This window comes from Enterococcus sp. AZ140, from assembly GCF_051714405.1.
In the GTDB taxonomy this organism is placed as follows: domain Bacteria; phylum Bacillota; class Bacilli; order Lactobacillales; family Enterococcaceae; genus Enterococcus_B; species Enterococcus_B pernyi.
On sequence record NZ_JBIORU010000001.1, the window covers coordinates 2,808,046 to 2,828,749 of the forward strand.

The following is a 20,704-nucleotide window of genomic DNA, read 5'->3' on the forward strand; positions in this document are numbered from 1 at the left end:
GTACATTGGCAAAGCGGAAAACGGGGTTCGAACCCGCGACCCCCACCTTGGCAAGGTGGTGCTCTACCACTGAGCTATTTCCGCATATTTACGATGCCGGCTAAAGGACTTGAACCCTCGACCCTCTGATTACAAATCAGATGCTCTACCAACTGAGCTAAGCCGGCGTAAAAAAATAGAAACAATCATATGATGCGGGTGAAGGGACTTGAACCCCCACGCCGTAAGGCGCTAGATCCTAAATCTAGTGCGTCTGCCAATTCCGCCACACCCGCAAAAATATGAGCCGTACAGGGCTCGAACCTGTGACCCTCTGATTAAAAGTCAGATGCTCTACCAACTGAGCTAACGGCTCATATGGAGGTTAACGGGATCGAACCGCTGACCCTCTGCTTGTAAGGCAGATGCTCTCCCAGCTGAGCTAAACCTCCAAAGATAACAAAGCGTGGCGGCGTCCTACTCTCACAAGGGGCAACCCCTCACTACAATCGGCGCTAAGAAGCTTAACTTCTGTGTTCGGCATGGTTACAGGTGTATCCTTCTCGCCATCGCCACCACACTTGGTGTTATCTATATTGAGTAAATCTTGTTCACTCAAAACTGGATTTGAAGTATTAGTAAGAAACTCTCCGAGTTTTTCATTTTATTTTGGTTAAGTCCTCGATCGATTAGTATCAGTCCGCTCCATACATCACTATACTTCCACTCCTGACCTATCTACCTGATCATCTCTCAGGGATCTTACTTTCTTAAAGAAATGGGAAATCTCATCTTGAGGTGGGCTTCACACTTAGATGCTTTCAGCGTTTATCCCTTCCCTACATAGCTACCCAGCAATGCCCTTGGCAGAACAACTGGTACACCAGCGGTAAGTCCATCCCGGTCCTCTCGTACTAAGGACAGCTCCTCTCAAATTTCCAACGCCCGCGACGGATAGGGACCGAACTGTCTCACGACGTTCTGAACCCAGCTCGCGTGCCGCTTTAATGGGCGAACAGCCCAACCCTTGGGACCGACTACAGCCCCAGGATGCGACGAGCCGACATCGAGGTGCCAAACCTCCCCGTCGATGTGGACTCTTGGGGGAGATAAGCCTGTTATCCCCAGGGTAGCTTTTATCCGTTGAGCGATGGCCCTTCCATGCGGAACCACCGGATCACTAAGCCCGACTTTCGTCCCTGCTCGACTTGTAGGTCTCGCAGTCAAGCTCCCTTCTGCCTTTACACTCTTCGAATGATTTCCAACCATTCTGAGGGAACCTTTGGGCGCCTCCGTTACTCTTTAGGAGGCGACCGCCCCAGTCAAACTGCCCATCTGACACTGTCTCCCACCACGATAAGTGGTGCGGGTTAGAGTGGCCATAACGCAGGGGTAGTATCCCACCAGCGCCTCCATCGAAACTAGCGTTCCGATTTCTACGGCTCCTACCTATCCTGTACATGCGGTACAGACACTCAATATCAAACTACAGTAAAGCTCCATGGGGTCTTTCCGTCCTGTCGCGGGTAACCTGCATCTTCACAGGTACTAAAATTTCACCGAGTCTCTCGTTGAGACAGTGCCCAAATCGTTACGCCTTTCGTGCGGGTCGGAACTTACCCGACAAGGAATTTCGCTACCTTAGGACCGTTATAGTTACGGCCGCCGTTTACTGGGGCTTCAATTCGTACCTTCGCTTACGCTAAGCACTCCTCTTAACCTTCCAGCACCGGGCAGGCGTCAGCCCCTATACTTCATCTTACGATTTTGCAGAGACCTGTGTTTTTGATAAACAGTCGCTTGGGCCTATTCACTGCGGCTGATCTGACGATCAGCACCCCTTCTCCCGAAGTTACGGGGTCATTTTGCCGAGTTCCTTAACGAGAGTTCTCTCGCTCACCTTAGGATTCTCTCCTCGACTACCTGTGTCGGTTTGCGGTACGGGTCGTTGTTTTCTCACTAGAAGCTTTTCTCGGCAGTGTGACGTCAGGAACTTCGGTACTATTATTTCCCTCCCCATCACAGCTTGTCCTTAAAGTTAGAAGCATTTGACTCCTATCAAGACTTACTGCTTGGACAGACATTTCCGATCGTCTGCATTCCTTAGCCTCCTGCGTCCCTCCATTGCTCAAACAAAAACAACGAGTACAGGAATATCAACCTGTTGTCCATCGCCTACGCCTGTCGGCCTCGGCTTAGGTCCCGACTAACCCTGGGCGGACGAGCCTTCCCCAGGAAACCTTAGTCATTCGGTGGACAGGATTCTCACCTGTCTTTCGCTACTCATACCGGCATTCTCACTTCTAAGCGCTCCAGCAGTCCTCACGATCTACCTTCAACGCCCTTAGAACGCTCTCCTACCAATACACCTAAAGGTGTACTCCACAGCTTCGGTAATATGTTTAGCCCCGGTACATTTTCGGCGCAGGGTCACTCGACTAGTGAGCTATTACGCACTCTTTAAATGGTGGCTGCTTCTAAGCCAACATCCTAGTTGTCTGTGCAACCCCACATCCTTTTCCACTTAACATATATTTTGGGACCTTAGCTGGTGGTCTGGGCTGTTTCCCTTTCGACTATGGATCTTATCACTCACAGTCTGACTCCCGGATATGAATGAATGGCATTCGGAGTTTATCTGAATTCGGTAACCCGAGATGGGCCCCTAGTCCAAACAGTGCTCTACCTCCATCATTCTCAATTCCGAGGCTAGCCCTAAAGCTATTTCGGAGAGAACCAGCTATCTCCAAGTTCGTTTGGAATTTCTCCGCTACCCACACCTCATCCCCGCACTTTTCAACGTACGTGGGTTCGGTCCTCCAGTGCGTTTTACCGCACCTTCAACCTGGACATGGGTAGATCACATGGTTTCGGGTCTACGACTACATACTCAAACGCCCTATTCAGACTCGCTTTCGCTGCGGCTCCGTCTCTTCAACTTAACCTCGCATGCAATCGTAACTCGCCGGTTCATTCTACAAAAGGCACGCCATCACCCATTAACGGGCTTTGACTTGTTGTAGGCACACGGTTTCAGGTTCTATTTCACTCCCCTTCCGGGGTGCTTTTCACCTTTCCCTCACGGTACTGGTTCACTATCGGTCACTAGGGAGTATTTAGCCTTGGGAGATGGTCCTCCCGGATTCCGACGGAATTCCTCGTGTTCCGCCGTACTCAGGATCCTCCTAGGTGCCTTCCAAATTTCATCTACGGGGCTTTCACCCTCTCTGACTGACTTTTCCAAGTCATTCGACTATCTGAAAGAACTACCATATCGGAGTCCTACAACCCCAATGAGCAAGCTCATTGGTTTGGGCTTTTCCCGTTTCGCTCGCCGCTACTCAGGGAATCGAATTTTCTTTCTCTTCCTGCAGGTACTTAGATGTTTCAGTTCTCTGCGTCTACCTCGTATACGCTATGTATTCACGTATACGTAACATCCTATAAAAGATGCTGGGTTCCCCCATTCGGAAATCTCTGGATCATAGCTTACGTACAGCTCCCCAAAGCATATCGGTGTTAGTCCCGTCCTTCATCGGCTCCTAGTGCCAAGGCATCCACCGTGCGCCCTTATTCACTTAACCTTATCAACCTTACGGTTGGGTTTTGATCTTTCTTCTAGCGATAGAAGTCCAATCAAGAAAAATAAGCAATTGAACTTATTAAAAAACTCTATCCAGCACACAAATCAGCCTCTTCGACAAAAAGATCGTCCAATCCGTGAAAGCAAGCTTTCACTTCTGGCCGCCTATTTTGCTTAAGGCTAAACGATTTGTTTAGCTTTCAAATTCAACGCGGTGTTCTCGGTTTGTATTACTTACATTTTTACTTCAATATCCAGTTTTCAATGAACAAAATTTTGAGAGTAGACCTCTCAAAACTGAACAAAGTATCGACAAACGTGTGTAGTCTCCGTAATATTCCTTAGAAAGGAGGTGATCCAGCCGCACCTTCCGATACGGCTACCTTGTTACGACTTCACCCCAATCATCTATCCCACCTTAGGCGGCTGGCTCCAAAAAGGTTACCTCACCGACTTCGGGTGTTACAAACTCTCGTGGTGTGACGGGCGGTGTGTACAAGGCCCGGGAACGTATTCACCGCGGCGTGCTGATCCGCGATTACTAGCGATTCCGGCTTCATGTAGGCGAGTTGCAGCCTACAATCCGAACTGAGAGAAGCTTTAAGAGATTAGCTTAGCCTCGCGACTTCGCGACTCGTTGTACTTCCCATTGTAGCACGTGTGTAGCCCAGGTCATAAGGGGCATGATGATTTGACGTCATCCCCACCTTCCTCCGGTTTGTCACCGGCAGTCTTGCTAGAGTGCCCAACTAAATGATGGCAACTAACAATAAGGGTTGCGCTCGTTGCGGGACTTAACCCAACATCTCACGACACGAGCTGACGACAACCATGCACCACCTGTCACTTTGCCCCCGAAGGGGAAGCTCTATCTCTAGAGTGGTCAAAGGATGTCAAGACCTGGTAAGGTTCTTCGCGTTGCTTCGAATTAAACCACATGCTCCACCGCTTGTGCGGGCCCCCGTCAATTCCTTTGAGTTTCAACCTTGCGGTCGTACTCCCCAGGCGGAGTGCTTAATGCGTTAGCTGCAGCACTGAAGGGCGGAAACCCTCCAACACTTAGCACTCATCGTTTACGGCGTGGACTACCAGGGTATCTAATCCTGTTTGCTCCCCACGCTTTCGAGCCTCAGCGTCAGTTACAGACCAGAGAGCCGCCTTCGCCACTGGTGTTCCTCCATATATCTACGCATTTCACCGCTACACATGGAATTCCACTCTCCTCTTCTGCACTCAAGTCTCCCAGTTTCCAATGACCCTCCCCGGTTGAGCCGGGGGCTTTCACATCAGACTTAAGAAACCGCCTGCGCTCGCTTTACGCCCAATAAATCCGGACAACGCTTGCCACCTACGTATTACCGCGGCTGCTGGCACGTAGTTAGCCGTGGCTTTCTGGTTAGATACCGTCAAGGGGTGAACAGTTACTCTCACCCTTGTTCTTCTCTAACAACAGAGTTTTACGATCCGAAAACCTTCTTCACTCACGCGGCGTTGCTCGGTCAGACTTTCGTCCATTGCCGAAGATTCCCTACTGCTGCCTCCCGTAGGAGTTTGGGCCGTGTCTCAGTCCCAATGTGGCCGATCACCCTCTCAGGTCGGCTATGCATCGTGGCCTTGGTGAGCCGTTACCTCACCAACTAGCTAATGCACCGCGGGTCCATCCATCAGCGGCACCGTAAAGCGCCTTTCAAAACGAAACCATGCGGTTTCGATTGTTATACGGTATTAGCACCTGTTTCCAAGTGTTATCCCCTTCTGATGGGCAGGTTACCCACGTGTTACTCACCCGTTCGCCACTCCTCTTTCCCCGGTGGAGCAAGCTCCGGTGGGGAAAGAAGCGTTCGACTTGCATGTATTAGGCACGCCGCCAGCGTTCGTCCTGAGCCAGGATCAAACTCTCATAAATAAAAGTTAGAACAATCTTGCGATTGTTAAGCTCAATTGTTTGCTAGCATATTGCTTGCTTGTTAAAAATGTTTGTTGTCTTGAATTGAATCAAGACGCCCTACACATTTGGTTTGTCTTACTTTGTTCAGTTTTCAAAGGTCTACGTGATAATTGAAACACAACTGCCTCAACTTATCGTTTGTGATTGCCGTAGCAACTTTTATATCTTAGCAAACTATCGAATGATTGTCAACTATTTTTTAAAAGTTTTTTGAACTCGTTTTTCACGAGGTCGTTTTAGCAACTCACTTATCATAACTCATCGTTTGTTATTTGTCAACAGTTAATTTTGTTTTTTTCTTTGCGAAATCAACGTTTATCTATTGTCGTTCACAAGCGACTTGGTTATCTTATCATGTGTTGTCCCACACGTCAAGAACTTTTTTATGATCATTCAGAAGTTATGAAACTTAACTTTTGAACAAATAATAATATACCAACTAAAATCTTATTGGTCAACGAATTTTTTTGTGTTTTTTCAAGTTTTTTAGTTATACGATTAATATAATGAAAAGCGATATAAACGTTCGCTTTTTACATGGTATAAAGAGATTGAAAACCTTTATCTATATAAATTATTCGCCATTGCAACTGTGCTGAAACTTCTATAAAGCAGACCCATTTCTAATGGTTCCGTTTTCTTTTTTTATATCTATCTTATCCCTTGCCATAACTTTCTCTGAAATGGTTCATTGATACGCATTTACTTAAAAATTAGTTTCAATAAAGTCTTAAATATAGAACCAGATTTCAAGCAAAGTTATCTCATTTTTTCTCTAAAAAATAAACCGACAGCAGCTAGAAATAAAAATCATTTCTGGCTATTGTCGGTTTGGTTCCCTGTACAGGTTGTTTCTATTTATGTCTCAAATTTAACGCATGGTTGGGAATAGTAATACGTCACGGATCGATTGAGCATCGGTCAATAGCATGACTAGACGGTCGATTCCGATACCTAGTCCGCCAGTTGGTGGCATACCATATTCTAATGCTTCTAAGAAGTCTTCGTCTAAACCATGTGCTTCATCGTTTCCAAGCTCGCGTTCTTTTTCTTGCGCTTCAAAACGTTCTCTTTGATCGATTGGATCATTCAGCTCAGTAAAGGCATTCGCAAATTCTTTACCTGTGATGAACAATTCGAAACGGTCAGTAAAACGTGGGTCTTCAGGATTTTTCTTCGCCAATGGAGAAACTTCAACTGGATGTCCATAGACAAATGTTGGTTGTACTAATGTTTCTTCCACGAATGCTTCAAAGAATTCATTGATGACGTGACCAACACCCATTGCTTCTGTCACTTCAACTTGGTGTTCTTTTGCAATCGCTAGTGCTTCTTCTAAGGTCATTTCTTTCCAGAAATCAACACCTGTATGCTCTTTGATTGCATCGACCATATGCACACGTTTGAAATCACTCTCTAAGTCAACTGCTTGACCTGCATAAGTGATTTTAGCTGTTCCTAATACTTTTTCAGCTGCATTACGGATGATACCTTCTGTCAAGTTCATCACATCTTGAAAATCAGTATATGCAGTGTATGCTTCAAGCATCGTGAACTCAGGGTTGTGGGTCGTATCGATTCCTTCATTACGGAATACACGGCCGATTTCATAAACTTTTTCCATACCACCAACGATCAGACGTTTCAAATGAAGTTCTAACGCAATACGTAGATATAGATCCATATCTAACGCATTGTGATGTGTAATAAACGGACGTGCTGCTGCTCCACCGGCTTCATTATGCAAGACTGGTGTTTCAACTTCGATATAGCCGTTCCCATCTAAATAGCGACGGATCTCACTAATGATTTGACTGCGTTTCATGAAGCGGTCAAAACTATCTCTATTACTTACTAAATCAAGGTAACGCTGTCTGTATCGTTGTTCGATATTCGTTAATCCATGATATTTATCTGGTAATGGACGAAGTGCTTTTGATAAGATGACGATTTCAGAGGCTTTGATCGATACCTCACCTGTATCAGTTTTCATGATTTCTCCAGTTACACCAAAGAAATCTCCTAAGTCAGCATGTTTGAATACTTCATAAGCTTCTTCACCTACTCGGTCTTTGCGTACGTAGATTTGGATTTGGCCTTCTCTGTCTTGCAGATGGGCAAATCCAGCTTTTCCTTTTCCACGGCGTGTCATCATACGGCCAGCAACACTCGCTGTCAATGCCATCTCCGCCAATTCTTCTTTTGTACGTGGATCAAATAATTCGTGCAATTCTTGGGAATTATGTGTACGCTCAAATCGCTTACCAAATGGATCGATCCCATTTTCTCTCAATTGCTCCATTTTTTCACGACGAACAATCATTTGATCGTTTAAATCTTCTAATTGATTTTGTTGTTCCTCAGTCACAAAAGTTCCTCCATTCTCATCTTATTCTCTTCCTTATAATGCCAATGAAACGCAAAAAAAGCAAGCCGAACTTAGTGTTTCGGCTTGAATTTCGCAAAAAACTTAGAATAACTTCCTAAGATTGAAGTGATAATTTTTCACTTTTTTCAACCAATTGGTCAAGCAGTTCATTGATTTCATGCTGTTTCTCAGTCTTATTGATTGCTAATTTGATCTTGGCTGCACGTGAGATACCTTTTAGATAGTAGGAAGCGTGAGTCCGAAACTCACGACAGGCGATGGTTTCTCCTTTTAAATCAACTAAACGTTCTAGATGTAATTTTGCAGTAGCGATTTTTTCGCGTGCGGTTGGTTCCGGAATCAGCTCTCCAGTTTCTAAATAATGTTGTGTCCGATGGATCATCCAAGGATTCCCTAAAGCTGCACGGCCGATCATGACGCCATCGGCACCCACGTATTCCAACATGCGTTTTGCATCTTCTGGCGTTTTGACGTCCCCGTTCCCCATAAAAGGGATCGTTAGATGTTTTTTGACTTCCTTTAACACTTCCCAATTGGCTTTTCCTTCATACATTTGCACACGTGTTCGTCCGTGCATGGCTACTGCACCGGCTCCAGCTGCTTGAGCGGCTAATGCGTTTTCGACAGCAAAAACATGTTCTTCGTCCCAACCAATACGCATTTTCACAGTAACTGGCACATCAACTGCCGATGCAACTGCATGAACCATTTCATAGACTTTATCAGGATCTAATAACCATTTTGCACCTGCTTCAGCTTTGATGATTTTATTGACTGGGCATCCCATATTGATATCAATGATATCTGCTGTAGTATGTTTCTCAACAAACTGTGCTGCTTCTACTAATGTGTCTTTGTTCCCACCAAATATTTGCAAGCTTAATGGATGCTCCGTTTCGTCGATATGCAGCATTTCCAATGTTTTTTTGTTGCGGAAATGAATACCTTGGTCACTGATCATCTCGCAAACGACCATTCCTGCACCAAATTCTTTGACAGTTACACGAAATGCGGCGTTCGTGATCCCTGCCATTGGTGCTACAACAACGCGATTCGGTATTTCAACGTTCCCGATTTTCCATGTGTGATCCACTTATAATCCTCCCAAGGCTTCTGTCTTCAATGCTGCTAGGTCATCTTCTGTGTAGGTATACTTACTATTGCAAAATGAGCAAACTGCTTCTGCGCCATGGTCTTCATCGATCATTGCTTGGATTTCTGCTGCGCCTAAAGCAATGATTGCTTCGCCAAACTTTTCTTTCGAACAATCACATTTAAACTGTACAGGCATTTTTTCTAGTACTTGCAATTCGTCTGTTCCTAACAATCCTTGCAAGATTTCTTCAGGTGTCAATCCTTCATCTAAGAGTGTAGAAATACGTGGTGTTGTTTTCAGTTGCTCTTCGATTTTCGCAATCGTTTCTTCGTCTGCCCCTGGCATGATCTGGATCATAAAACCACCCGCTGTTTTGATGGTATCATCCGTATTGACTAAGACGCTTAGCCCTACAGCTGAAGGGATTTGTTCTGAAATCGCTAAATAGTACGTGAAATCTTCAGCTAGTTCACCAGATACAATCGGTGTTTGTCCTGAAAAAGGTTCTTTTAACCCTAGATCTTTTGTCACACTAAACATCCCTTGCGTCCCTACTGCTCCACGTACATCGATTTTTCCTTCTGCGTTCAGCGGTAAACTCAGGTGTGGATTTTTGATGTACCCTTTGACATCACCTTTACCATTCGCATCAACAACGATCCCACCTGCAGGGCCATCGCCTTGGATGCGTACTGTTAATTTATCTTCTCCTTTAACTGTCGCACCTAGCAGCAGACTGCCAACTAATGCACGGCCTAATGCTGCGGATGATGTATGCCAAGTATCATGGCGTTGCTGCGCTTCTGCGACAGTATTGGTTGCACGAACAGCATATGCTCGAACAAACCCGTCATTGGCTAATGCCTTCACTAAATAATCTTCCATTTGTATGTACCTCATTTCCCGATTTTAAAACTCATAGTGAATCATACTAGTAACTTCCAAATTTTTCAACTTTTGAATTTGTAAATTCTACGTTTCTTTTTTAATTGTCAGACACAAAAAAAGAGCTGCGACTTTCGTCACAGCTGCTTTCTTTATCTATTTTGATCATCTGAATGATTTTGTTCATCCGTTGAAGTCGATTGATTGTCATCATTCAACTCTTTTTTCGCTTCATCAAACTCATGTTTTTCTTCTGCTTGTTTTTCCGCATCTTTTTCTTCTAGTGCACGTTTTGCTTCTTCAAACGTTTGCGCTTCTTTTTCACTAGGGAAGTCTGCCGATTCTGCTCCTTCAGGCATTACACCTTTTTCAAAGAGAGATTTGATTGCTTTGGCATCCAACGTTTCAAATTCAAGCAGTTTTTCTGCGATCAGTTTGTGTTGCGCACGGTGTGCTTCGATGATTTCATGTGCTTTTTGATGTGCTTCCATCAAGATCTTGCGTACTTCTTGGTCGATTTCAAAAGCAACTTGTTCTGAGTATGCTTTCGTTTGACCATAGTCACGGCCTACGAATACTTGGTGGTTTCCTTCATATTGGACAGGACCTAAGCGATCACTCATCCCATACTCTGTAACCATACTTCTTGCTAGTGCTGTTGCTTGTTCAAAGTCATTTGATGCACCAGTAGATTGAACGTTGAAGATGATTTCTTCTGCGGTACGTCCACCTAGTAATCCAACGATTTGTTCAAACATATCTTCTTTTGTCATTAAGAATTGATCTTCTTTTGGTAAAGCGATCATATATCCACCAGCACGTCCACGCGGGATGATCGTTACTTTGTGAACGACACGGGCACGACTCAAGACAAGTCCAACGATCGTATGACCTGCTTCATGGTAAGCGACCATTTCACGTTCGCGTTTGCTGATGACACGGTCTTTCTTGGCTGGTCCAGCAATCACGCGGTCTTCTGCTTCATCGATATCAGAAGCATCGATTTTTTTCTTGTTTCGACGAGCAGCTACTAATGCTGCTTCGTTTAAGACGTTTTCTAAATCCGCACCAGCAAAACCTGGTGTTTGTTGTGCTACGACTTTCAAATCAACATCGTCAGCAATTGGTTTGTTTCTTGCGTGAACTCGTAAAATCGCTTCACGGCCTTTGACATCTGGACGACCAACTAAAATTTGACGGTCAAAACGTCCTGGACGAAGCAAGGCTGGATCTAATACGTCTGAACGGTTTGTCGCTGCAATCACGATCACGCCTTCATTTCCATCGAATCCATCCATTTCAACAAGCAATTGGTTCAGTGTTTGTTCACGTTCATCGTGTCCGCCACCCATACCAGCGCCACGTTGACGACCGACCGCATCGATTTCATCAATAAAGATGATTGCTGGAGCATTCTTTTTCGCAGTTTCAAATAAGTCACGAACTCGGCTGGCACCGACCCCAACAAACATTTCAACAAAGTCTGAACCCGAAATAGAGTAGAATGGTACGCCAGCTTCACCAGCAACTGCTTTGGCAAGCAATGTTTTACCTGTTCCTGGAGGTCCTTCTAAGAGAACTCCGGCTGGAATACGTGCGCCTAATTCAATGAAGCGTCTTGGATCTTTTAGGAACTCAACGACTTCGACAAGTTCTTGTTTTTCTTCTTCCGCACCCGCTACATCAGAGAAACGAACGCGATTTGCTTTTTTGTCGGCTTCTTTTGCTTTGGATTTCCCAAAGTTCATCACACGGCCTCCGCCGCCTCCGCCGCCACCTTGTTGTCCCATCATCATATAGAAGAAGAAGACGATGATCACGATTGGCAAGAAGCTTAATAGGAGTGATACCCATACGCCGCTACTTGATTCTTCTCTGATCGTAGTTGCTACGTTGTTGTCTTTTGCCAACTCTGTGACTTGGCTCAATGTTGTATCGTTTGGCAAAATAATCGTAGTGAAGTGCGTAGTTGATGTCTCAGTAGTACCTAGAATCGATAGACCGCCACTATTTGCAACTGTCTGTTGTTCTTTGTATTCACCTGAGATCTTATACACACCATTAGCAGGTTGCACCTCAAAGTTTTTGATTTTGCCTTCTTGTAATTGTTCAGTGAATTTTGAGTACTCGATATCTGACGACCGTTGGCCATTGTTACCAAAAATAAAGTAGACGACCATTACCATCGCTAAGATTACGAGGACATAATACAAGGCATTTTTCATCATGCCATTGTTTTTTTTGTTCATAGTTGTCCTCCCTATGCGTTATTTTTACTTGATAAATCTTTTATCAATCCTGACCATACTATTGTAACATAATTTATGAGAGATAGATGATTAATTTGATTGATAAACGCTCGGTTTTAGTACACCGATGTATGGAAGATTTCGATAGGCTTCTGCATAATCTAATCCATAACCTACCACAAACTCGTTTGGCACATTGAAACCAATGTAATCCGCTTCGATATCTACGACTCTGCCTTCGGGCTTATCAAGGAGTGTCACGATTTTGACTGAGTTTGCTTTACGGTATTTGAATAGATCGACTAAATAAGCAAGTGTTCTTCCGCTATCAATGATGTCTTCGACGATCAATAAATCACGGCCTTCCACATTCGTATCCAAGTCTTTTACGATTTTTACTTCACCTGATGAAACAGTTGCGTTACCGTAACTTGAAACATCCATAAAATCCAATTCTAGGTAAGCATCGATCGAACGGATAATGTCTGCCATGAATGGGACAGCACCTTTCAATACACCAACAACCAACGGATTTTTATCTTGATAATTTTCAGTTAACTCTTTTCCTAGTTCTTTACAACGAACTTGTATCTCTTCTTGCGTGATCAATACTCTCTCGATATCTTTTTCTAACATCAGGTTCTCCTTCCAATTGCTTCTTTTTGATATTTGTAAAGAAGTATGTAGTGTATTTTATCAGTTTCTACACCAATACTCAAATAAGAATGGACAAAAGGGACTAGACTCCATAGATTTCTCCCCTCATCTATAATAACCCATGAATTTGTTCGTTGTGTAACAGATATTTTTTTATCGATAAAATATCTTGACACTTTTTTGTTCAATGTCTCCGTCAATTGGATGCGATCTCCCGGTTTTCGCCGATCGACCCAAAGCGATTGTTCGGCGGATAACCATAGATCATGAGTGAAGATTTCACCTGTTTCATCCAATTTCCAATCTGGAAGTTGGTCGGGTGTGTAGATCCCTAACCATTCCGACTCTCCTAACTGAATGGCTTGATTCGGTATGATTTTTAACGGAGTATTTTGGTGGTTGGTTGATCGTTCCTTTTTTCTTTCATAAAGATAAAGTACTTCATAGGAACGTTCGATCACCCAGCGTTTGCCCAGATCAATCTGCCATTGTCCTGCGGCTTGTTCACATTGTTGTAACAACGTGTCAATCTGTTTTTCTTTGATCGTCACTTTCGTAACTGGAAAAACGTAATCAAAGAACGTGTAAAAGAAGAAGTAACGTTCAAATGATTCCAAACGTCCGATCACCTTCCACGGAATAGATAAGCGCTCTTCTCCATACGTAAGATGTTCCGTGATCATCTGATGAGTATTTTTTCGGATGAATTGTTCTGCCCATTGGATCTGTTGCGAGAATTTTTGGAAATGAGCCATCGCTTGGGTATTTTCTTTTTTCAATTGTGGTACGACTAAATGACGAAGTCGATTACGTTGGACAGTTAGTTCCTGATTGGTATGGTCCTCAAAAAAAGGTAAATCTTCTGCTTCCGCATACGCATACAATTGTTCTTTACTAAATGACAACAACGGTCGAATAAGTCGCCCACCAGCAAAAGGTTGCGTTTCCTTGATTCCCGCATAGGTACCTAGCTGCCCACCACGAATGATTTTCATCAAAATCGTTTCCATTTGATCATCCCCATGATGCGCTGTCATCAATGTATCATAATGATAATCTCGTACGATCTCATCAAATTTCTCATACCGAAAAGCTCGAGCAGCCGTTTCAATTCCTTGTTCCGCGGGATTCTCCCATACTTTTAAGTGGAAAGTAAGATTGTTTTTATCGCAAAAGTCAGCAAGATAGGCTGCTTCATCCGCAGAAACGCTCCGTAAGCGATGATCGATATGGACAACCCCTAACCGAAAGCCAATTTGTTTTTGGGCAGTCATTAAGCAATCGAGTAAAACCATCGAGTCTACACCACCGGAAACAGCAACTAGTATTTTCGCATGTTCAGACAGATAGCCACGGCGTAAGCCTCTTTTTATAAATGCTTGTTTAAACTGACTTGCTCTTCTATCCATTGGTGTCACATCCTTTTACAAAATAAAAAGAGCGGACAAAAGTCTGTGACAATTGCCTGCCCTTCAATTTCGCTTAGCTTAGCTACGGCGACCGCCACGGCCTCCGCGTTTTCCTTCTGTGTTGCGTTTTAAGGAAGTCAATCGATCATCGCTATCTTTTAAAAATGAGCTCATCAATGAATCGAAGTCTTCTTTTGTATTGGAAGGTTGGCTGCGAGAAAAAGATTTTTTCTGCGGTGCGCGTCCTCGATTATCTCGAGTTTCTTTTTGTGGATATCTCTTTTGACGATTTTCATCATTAGTTTCTACTGGTTGCTCTTGTGCTTTGCGGATAGATAAACCGATTTTCCCATCATCATTGACTGTAATGACTTTGACTGTTACCTCATCACCAACGCTCAATACATCATGAATATCCTTGATATAACCGTTTGATACTTCACTGATATGAACTAACCCTGTTTTGCCAGCTCCTAAATCAATAAACGCGCCAAAATTTGTGATTCCTGAAACTTTTCCTTGCAGTTTTGCTCCTACCTCGATTGACATAAAAAAAATGTTCCTCCTAATTATTTCCCTTTTTTTATATTACTGCTTATTGGGCAGTTGTTGAACTCGTTGTTTGTTCATCGGTGTCTGCTGAATTATCTGTCGTAGATTCAAGTATCGGGTAGACTTGCTCCCCTTCTTTTGAATAGAAAAATTTGCTTCTAGCAAGTTTTGCTACGTAATCTTCATCTTTAAGCAATTTCACGTCTTCTGTGAGTTGGTCTACATCTTTATTGATTTGTTGTAACTCTGTATCTGCTTCGACTTTTAATTCATTTAAATGATTCATTCGTTGCATATCATTAAAAATTTGGAAACCTATTACAGCGAAAATGACCAAAGCACCTAAAAAGATGGCTGCTAACCTGCGTCTACGAAAAATCAATTGGCGTTGTTGTTGTTGAAATTCGACATATTTTTTCTTTGCATACTCTGTGTCTAGTGCAGCGATTTTATTGCTTTTGTTTGCCACCTGTATTCGCTCCAATCTTTTTTGATTGTCATTCTTTATTATACCAACATCCTGAATGCTTGTCTAATCTATTTCGCTCGTGTTTTGTACTCGTGTTTCTGACAAGACTTCATACATTTTTTGTGCATCTTCTTTTTTTGTTGACTCATGCAACTCTGCTACCTTGATTTCCATCGTCTTGTTGCCAAATTGGATGTCCAATTGATCTCCAACCTTGACATCACTGGAAGATTTCGCTAGTTTGCCATTGATTTTGATTCGGCCTTTATCCGCCACTTCCTTAGCGACAGATCGGCGCTTGATGATTCGCGAGATTTTTAAAAATTTATCTAGTCGCATCTCATGTCCTCACTTTTCTTTTTTTATTTTTTTCAAACGTAAGATTTTCTTACCAAATGGCAGTAACAGCCATTCACGGATCGTAAATAATTTTGTCCAGATCACTGCATATACAAATGTGACTACGCCTATAATGACACCGCCTAGGCTGGCAAAAAGAGCAGTCGAGCGATGGCTCACTGGACCAAACAATAAGTTTAAGAAGCCATAATACACAAACAACGCTAAGACCATCCAACCTAAACATTGGATCAATTTCTTACCAAATTTTCGCTCGTGCCAAAAACTATTGATTGCTGGAGTTTCAGTACGGACAAAATACCATAAAGTCACTGATAGTCCAAGTAATGTCGATAAACTAGCACCGACTGTTCCTAAATAACTCGTGAGAAGCGGTGTAGCTAAAGCTTTAGCAAGCAAGCCCCAACCAGCACCCTTTAGTGAGGGGCGGAAAGAGTTTTTACTTTGAGCAATGCTTTGGTACGCTTGAATAATTGCAGTTAGTCCAATGGAAAAAACAAATAGAACTAGTGTCATATTCCCAGCATAATCTTTAAACAATGCGTAATTGATATAAGGCAACAATACAGCTAATCCTACTGAAGCTGCCAATGCCAATGCAGTCGTCAGACGCAAGTAAATTTTGGCTGTGGAATAAAATTGTCCTTTGACTGCACTCGTTAGGTAGCGTGTCAATGCGGGTAAGAACGTAGCACTTAAAGCTGTAGCAATAACTAATCCTAATTGAACTAACGGTTGTCCACGATCATATACTCCTTTAGCTATTTTAGATGCTTGCTCGGATAAACCATAGATTTGTAACGCATTCTTAACAAAAAAAGAATCAATCAATTGGAAGAAGATCAATAGACCACTATAAATGGAGACTAATCCCCCTTCAATCAAGAAACGGCGCATGAGTGATTTCGCTGGCCTTCTTAAAATCGGAAAGTGGCGGAAGCTCAATGCACCACCATGGATTTTTTGTTCATAATAGTACAGTACACCATATGCACATACGCCACCAAATACTGCGCCACTCATTGCCGCTGTGCCTGTTTGATAGACTGTCCAGCCTAATCGCTTAAAGGCAATTGCGCTAAAAACAATGATTGCTACACGAACAATTTGTTCCACGACTTGCGAAACCGCTGTGGGCTCCATTAAAAATCGACCTTGAAAATTCCCACGATAATAAGATAGTCCTGGCATCAACAAAAACGTGAAGGAGACGATCCGAATCAACGGCATCAGTTGTTGATCCCCCATCATGAGAGCGATCCAGTGACTAAATGAAAATACGAAGAGCCAGAGTAAAAAGCCTGACCAAAAAACAAGGGGATAAAGATTTTTCAATGCTTGTCTTTGTTCGAAAGGGTCTTTTTTTTCTGCTACATATTTAGAGATAAACTGGGGTAGCCCCGACAAAGCGAGTGTCATCGCAATACCATAAATAGGATAAACTTGTTGATAAACATAAAAACCTTCATCGCCCACTAAGTTTTGCAATGGAATCCGATAGAGTGCGCTGAGGACTTTTGCTATAAAGGAGGCAAGCGTCAACACAAAGGCACCATGCATCACTTGACGCATTTCTTTATGATCCAAAGGTTCAGCCCCTTCCTATGCAGTCGCATATTTCTGTTCGCGCAATGCTTTGACAAATTGTTGGATTTCTTGCAACCAAATAGCAGTCGTTGTTTGAGGTGGCAAGGTCAAACGAATCATCATTTGTTCTTTTTCCACACCAAGTCCTGCTTTTAATTTTGTGGCAGTCAGCGCTTCAAATAATTGTTCAACCGTGTAGCGCTTTGTTCCCACTTTGCTCAACTTGAACACGATGGTTTGTTGTTGCTTACGAATCATCTCTAGCAATGCACGATCGCCATCCATTTTGATTTGTCCAATCGTCAACAAATGCGCGACTTCTTCAGGATATTCACCAAAACGATCCAGTAGATCTGCTTCTAATTCTTCCAACATCTCTTGTGAATCCAATTCGCGAATCCGTTTATAGATTTCGATTTTTTGGCGTTGATCTGACACATAACTTTCTGGTAGATAGGCATCGACGCCTAGATCGATCTCCACAGAAGTTTTTTCTGTTTGCTGATTTTTACCTTGTTTACGAGCGACTGCCTCACTCAACATTTGAGAGTACATATCAAAACCAACAGCATCGATAAATCCATGTTGTTGTGCCCCTAGCAAGTTACCAGCACCACGGATCGATAAATCTCGCATCGCGATTTTAAATCCTGAACCCAATTCCGTAAAGTCTTTGATTGCTTGAAGACGCTTTTCGCTGACTTCATTAAGGATTTTTTGCTGTTCGTACATAAAATAAGCATAAGCGACACGATTGCTTCGTCCGACACGTCCTCGTAATTGGTAAAGCGTAGAGAGTCCCATATAATCGGCATTTTCTACGAAGAGTGTGTTTGCATTTGGAATATCCACACCAGTTTCGATGATCGTCGTCGTCACTAAGACATCATACTGTCCCTCGATAAAGTCGAATAATGTGTTTTCCAGTTGGACTTCCGTCATCTGTCCATGCGCATAGGCGATTCTCGCTTCGGGAACTAATGCTTGGATTTCTTCTACTTTACGTTCAATCGTTTCTACACGATTATATAAGTAGAAAACTTGTCCCCCACGTCCCATCTCTCGCTGAATCGCTTCTCGGATCGCACCTGGATTTTTTTCCATCACATATGTTTGGATCGGATACCGATTCGCCGGTGGCGTTTCAATCACCGATAGATCCCGTACGCCTAGCATCGACATATGCAGCGTTCGCGGAATAGGTGTCGCTGTCAAAGTCAGCACATCCACTTGCGCACGCAATTGTTTCAAACGTTCTTTGTGTTTTACACCGAAACGTTGTTCTTCATCAACGATTAATAGTCCTAAATCACTAAATTCAATATCTTTTGACAATACACGATGAGTACCCACAACAATATCTAGTTGTCCTGTGCGTAATTCTTCGATCGTTTCTTTTTGTTGTTTCTTTGTTCGGAAACGACTCAGCAAACCAACATTCACTGGGAATCCCTCAAAACGTTCCAACATCGTTTCGTAATGTTGTTGCGCCAAGATTGTTGTCGGCACAAGAAATGCCACTTGTTTACTTTCTTTGACTGCTTTAAAAGCGGCACGTAGCGCAACTTCTGTTTTCCCATAGCCGACGTCCCCCACAAGTAAACGATCCATTGGTTTTTCTTTTTCCATATCTCGTTTGATTTCCGCCGCACTTCGGAGTTGGTCATCTGTTTCCGAATATGGAAAAGCATTCTCAAATTCTTTTTGATAAGAGTCATCCGGACCAAATGCGTATCCTTTTTCTGCTTCTCTGACCGCATACAATTGGATCAAGTCATCCGCAATATCTTCGATTTTTGAGGAGATCTTACGTTTCGTTTTCGTCCATTCACTACCACCGAGTTTGTTGATTCGTGGTGTTTTCGATTCCGAAGCTACATATTTTTGGATCAAGTTCAACTGCGTGACAGGAATAAATAGCTTATCATCATTTTGATAAATGATCGTCATATAATCTTGGTGGACACCGTCGACTTCTAAGGTTTCCATACCGATATATTTCCCGATTCCATGATTCGCATGGACAACGTAATCTCCAGCTTTTAGTTCGTTGTAGCTTTTTAGTCGTTCTGCATTCGTTACCGTTTGACGACGTGTCTGTTTTTTTGTTGTCTTTTGAAAAATCTCTTTTTCCGTGATCGTTACGATTTTTTCTTGCGGCAACTCAAAACCTGTCATCAATGCGCCTTCGACTAATTGGACTTGTCCTTTGATCAGTTGGTCTGCTTCTGTTTCTACCACTAATATGTCTTCGTCACGCAACATTTGTTCCGCCTTACGGATACGTTCTTTCGTTGGAATGAAGATGACGACTGTCTGCTCTTGTTTGCGCCAACGATCCATTTCCGTTTTCAGCAATGGCATTTGTCCAAAGAACTGTTGCATCGTGCGATACTGGAACTGGTAAAGTGCTTGGAACCTGAGATTTCCCATTCCTTTTTGGAATAAAGAGAAAAAAGTGGTCGCAAATTTTTCTTTTTGGATGATCCCATGTACATCTGCCACAAATTGTTGTTCAGAGAATACGCGTAACTCACTAATTTTTTGTGTATGCCATTCCGCTGCTTCTCTCTCCATTTCGCGATTCGTTTCCATGATTCGTTGGTAATCGTCCACGATCAGCAAGCTATCTTGGGGGAAATAATCCAAAATCGATAAATGTTCAGGATATAAAAGATCCGCATAGAACTTCGCTTGGTCTGTCGGGATATTACGTTGCCACTCCGAGATCAACTGACCGAAATAGTCATGCAAAAATTGTCGTTCAGTAGGTTCTGCGGTCGTTGCTAATTTCTTTTCTAAGAGGTTTTCTATTTTGTTGATACCGTCAAGTAGATTCTCTTGAGAATAAATTTGTTCACTTGTTGGTGGCAACCACACTCCTTCGATCTTTTCAATCGATCGTTGCGTATCAGCTTCGAAGTATCTCATGGAATCAATTTCGACATCAAATAATTCCACACGAACAGGGTATTCAAATGTCAAAGGATAGATATCGACAATACTCCCTCGCATACTAAATTCCCCAGGTTTTGCGACCATCTCTGTCCGCTCATACCCCATCAAGACGAGTTGTTGCGGTAATGAGTCCACGGCGATCTCGTCGCCAATCTGCCAATGTAATTGGGCATTGCTCCATGTTTCTTTATCAGGAAGACGTTTGTGTAGTGCTGCCACTGGAAGAAGATAGATTCCTGGCTCATCTTGTTGCAAATGATTCAACGTCGCTACACGTTCCGCCCGAGCTTCAGGAGAAGAAAAAGCCATTTCTGCGGAAAGCACTTCATCTACTGGAAATAAGTGGATACTTTCAGCCGGCAGAACGTGTTGCAGATCCTCTGCCAATTGGTTGACGTAATATAAATTCGGCATCAGGATAATCAGATTTTTATCCAGTTTTTTAAACGCATGTGCAAACAACAACGTCTTAGCAGATCCAGCTAAACCTGTAATCAACTGTCTAGACATCCGTTGTTCAAGATTCATGGACCATTCAGCTACTTGAGCATCTTTGCCAATCAATTGGATCATATCCATCGTT

The 20,704-nt window shown here is 43.1% G+C and carries 11 protein-coding genes, 5 tRNA genes and 3 rRNA genes; all 19 read right to left on the reverse strand.

Annotation, left to right across the window (positions count from 1 at the left end; translation table 11 throughout):
• Positions 1–12: 12 nt before the first annotated feature.
• The 19 genes from IGJ39_RS12845 to mfd all read right to left on the reverse strand — a co-directional run bounded on the left by IGJ39_RS12845 (position 13) and on the right by mfd (position 20,700).
• Positions 13–84 (reverse strand) — tRNA-Gly (locus tag IGJ39_RS12845).
• Positions 85–94: 10 nt separating this feature from the next.
• A tRNA-Thr gene (locus IGJ39_RS12850) sits at positions 95–167 on the reverse strand.
• 26 nt (positions 168–193) lie between these two features.
• Positions 194–275: transfer RNA gene (locus IGJ39_RS12855), tRNA-Leu, on the reverse strand.
• Positions 276–282: 7 nt separating this feature from the next.
• Positions 283–355 (reverse strand) — tRNA-Lys (locus IGJ39_RS12860).
• A 3-nt stretch (positions 356–358) separates the two neighbouring features.
• Positions 359–431: transfer RNA gene (locus tag IGJ39_RS12865), tRNA-Val, on the reverse strand.
• 12 nt (positions 432–443) lie between these two features.
• Positions 444–559: ribosomal RNA gene (gene rrf / locus IGJ39_RS12870) — 5S ribosomal RNA — on the reverse strand.
• A gap of 89 nt (positions 560–648) precedes the next feature.
• A 23S ribosomal RNA gene (locus tag IGJ39_RS12875) occupies positions 649–3,563 on the reverse strand.
• Between the two features lie 344 nt (positions 3,564–3,907).
• A 16S ribosomal RNA gene (locus tag IGJ39_RS12880) occupies positions 3,908–5,468 on the reverse strand.
• Together the 16S, 23S and 5S rRNA genes with 5 tRNA genes alongside form the textbook arrangement of a ribosomal RNA operon.
• A gap of 913 nt (positions 5,469–6,381) precedes the next feature.
• Entirely contained in the window at positions 6,382–7,878 is a 1,497-nt protein-coding gene (lysS, locus tag IGJ39_RS12885) for a lysine--tRNA ligase (protein WP_010734126.1), read from the reverse strand.
• A 115-nt stretch (positions 7,879–7,993) separates the two neighbouring features.
• Positions 7,994–8,992: a tRNA dihydrouridine synthase DusB gene (gene dusB / locus IGJ39_RS12890; RefSeq protein WP_010734125.1), complete on the reverse strand. Its 999-nt coding sequence runs from the start codon at positions 8,990–8,992 to the stop codon at positions 7,994–7,996.
• Complete coding sequence (gene hslO, locus IGJ39_RS12895) at positions 8,993–9,880, reverse strand: Hsp33 family molecular chaperone HslO (protein ID WP_019722332.1); 888 nt, start codon at positions 9,878–9,880, stop codon at positions 8,993–8,995.
• 152 nt (positions 9,881–10,032) lie between these two features.
• Entirely contained in the window at positions 10,033–12,129 is a 2,097-nt protein-coding gene (ftsH, locus tag IGJ39_RS12900; protein ID WP_019722333.1) for an ATP-dependent zinc metalloprotease FtsH, read from the reverse strand.
• A 90-nt stretch (positions 12,130–12,219) separates the two neighbouring features.
• Positions 12,220–12,765, reverse strand: a complete 546-nt coding sequence (gene hpt, locus IGJ39_RS12905; RefSeq protein WP_010734122.1) for a hypoxanthine phosphoribosyltransferase — start codon at positions 12,763–12,765, stop codon at positions 12,220–12,222.
• The gene (tilS, locus tag IGJ39_RS12910) at positions 12,765–14,195 is read right to left on the reverse strand and encodes a tRNA lysidine(34) synthetase TilS (protein WP_438764942.1); all 1,431 of its coding nucleotides are present in this window, start codon (positions 14,193–14,195) and stop codon (positions 12,765–12,767) included. The genes hpt and tilS overlap by 1 nt, the downstream gene beginning before the upstream one ends.
• A 78-nt stretch (positions 14,196–14,273) precedes the next feature.
• The gene (locus IGJ39_RS12915; protein WP_010734120.1) at positions 14,274–14,744 is read right to left on the reverse strand and encodes a S1 domain-containing RNA-binding protein; all 471 of its coding nucleotides are present in this window, start codon (positions 14,742–14,744) and stop codon (positions 14,274–14,276) included.
• Positions 14,745–14,790: 46 nt separating this feature from the next.
• Complete coding sequence (locus tag IGJ39_RS12920; protein WP_010734119.1) at positions 14,791–15,216, reverse strand: FtsB family cell division protein; 426 nt, start codon at positions 15,214–15,216, stop codon at positions 14,791–14,793.
• Positions 15,217–15,279: 63 nt separating this feature from the next.
• A complete protein-coding gene (locus IGJ39_RS12925) occupies positions 15,280–15,555 on the reverse strand; it encodes an RNA-binding S4 domain-containing protein (RefSeq protein ID WP_019722335.1) in 276 nt (91 codons plus the stop codon).
• A gap of 9 nt (positions 15,556–15,564) precedes the next feature.
• Positions 15,565–17,163, reverse strand: coding sequence for a putative polysaccharide biosynthesis protein (locus IGJ39_RS12930; RefSeq protein ID WP_108145319.1), 1,599 nt, complete (start codon positions 17,161–17,163; stop codon positions 15,565–15,567).
• Between the two features lie 15 nt (positions 17,164–17,178).
• A complete protein-coding gene (gene mfd, locus IGJ39_RS12935; RefSeq protein ID WP_438764945.1) occupies positions 17,179–20,700 on the reverse strand; it encodes a transcription-repair coupling factor in 3,522 nt (1,173 codons plus the stop codon).
• Between the last annotated feature and the right edge of the window lie 4 nt (positions 20,701–20,704).

What these genes read in the sequence shown, in the direction of transcription:
- IGJ39_RS12915 (WP_010734120.1), bottom strand. Translation starts at nt 14,744, where the DNA reads ATGTCAATCGAGGTAGGAGCAAAACTGCAAGGAAAAGTTTCAGGAATC.
- ftsH (WP_019722333.1), bottom strand. Translation starts at nt 12,129, where the DNA reads ATGAACAAAAAAAACAATGGCATGATGAAAAATGCCTTGTATTATGTC.
- hslO (WP_019722332.1), bottom strand. Translation starts at nt 9,880, where the DNA reads ATGGAAGATTATTTAGTGAAGGCATTAGCCAATGACGGGTTTGTTCGA.
- hpt (WP_010734122.1), bottom strand. Translation starts at nt 12,765, where the DNA reads ATGTTAGAAAAAGATATCGAGAGAGTATTGATCACGCAAGAAGAGATA.
- mfd (WP_438764945.1), bottom strand. Translation starts at nt 20,700, where the DNA reads ATGGATATGATCCAATTGATTGGCAAAGATGCTCAAGTAGCTGAATGG.
- tilS (WP_438764942.1), bottom strand. Translation starts at nt 14,195, where the DNA reads ATGGATAGAAGAGCAAGTCAGTTTAAACAAGCATTTATAAAAAGAGGC.
- IGJ39_RS12925 (WP_019722335.1), bottom strand. Translation starts at nt 15,555, where the DNA reads ATGCGACTAGATAAATTTTTAAAAATCTCGCGAATCATCAAGCGCCGA.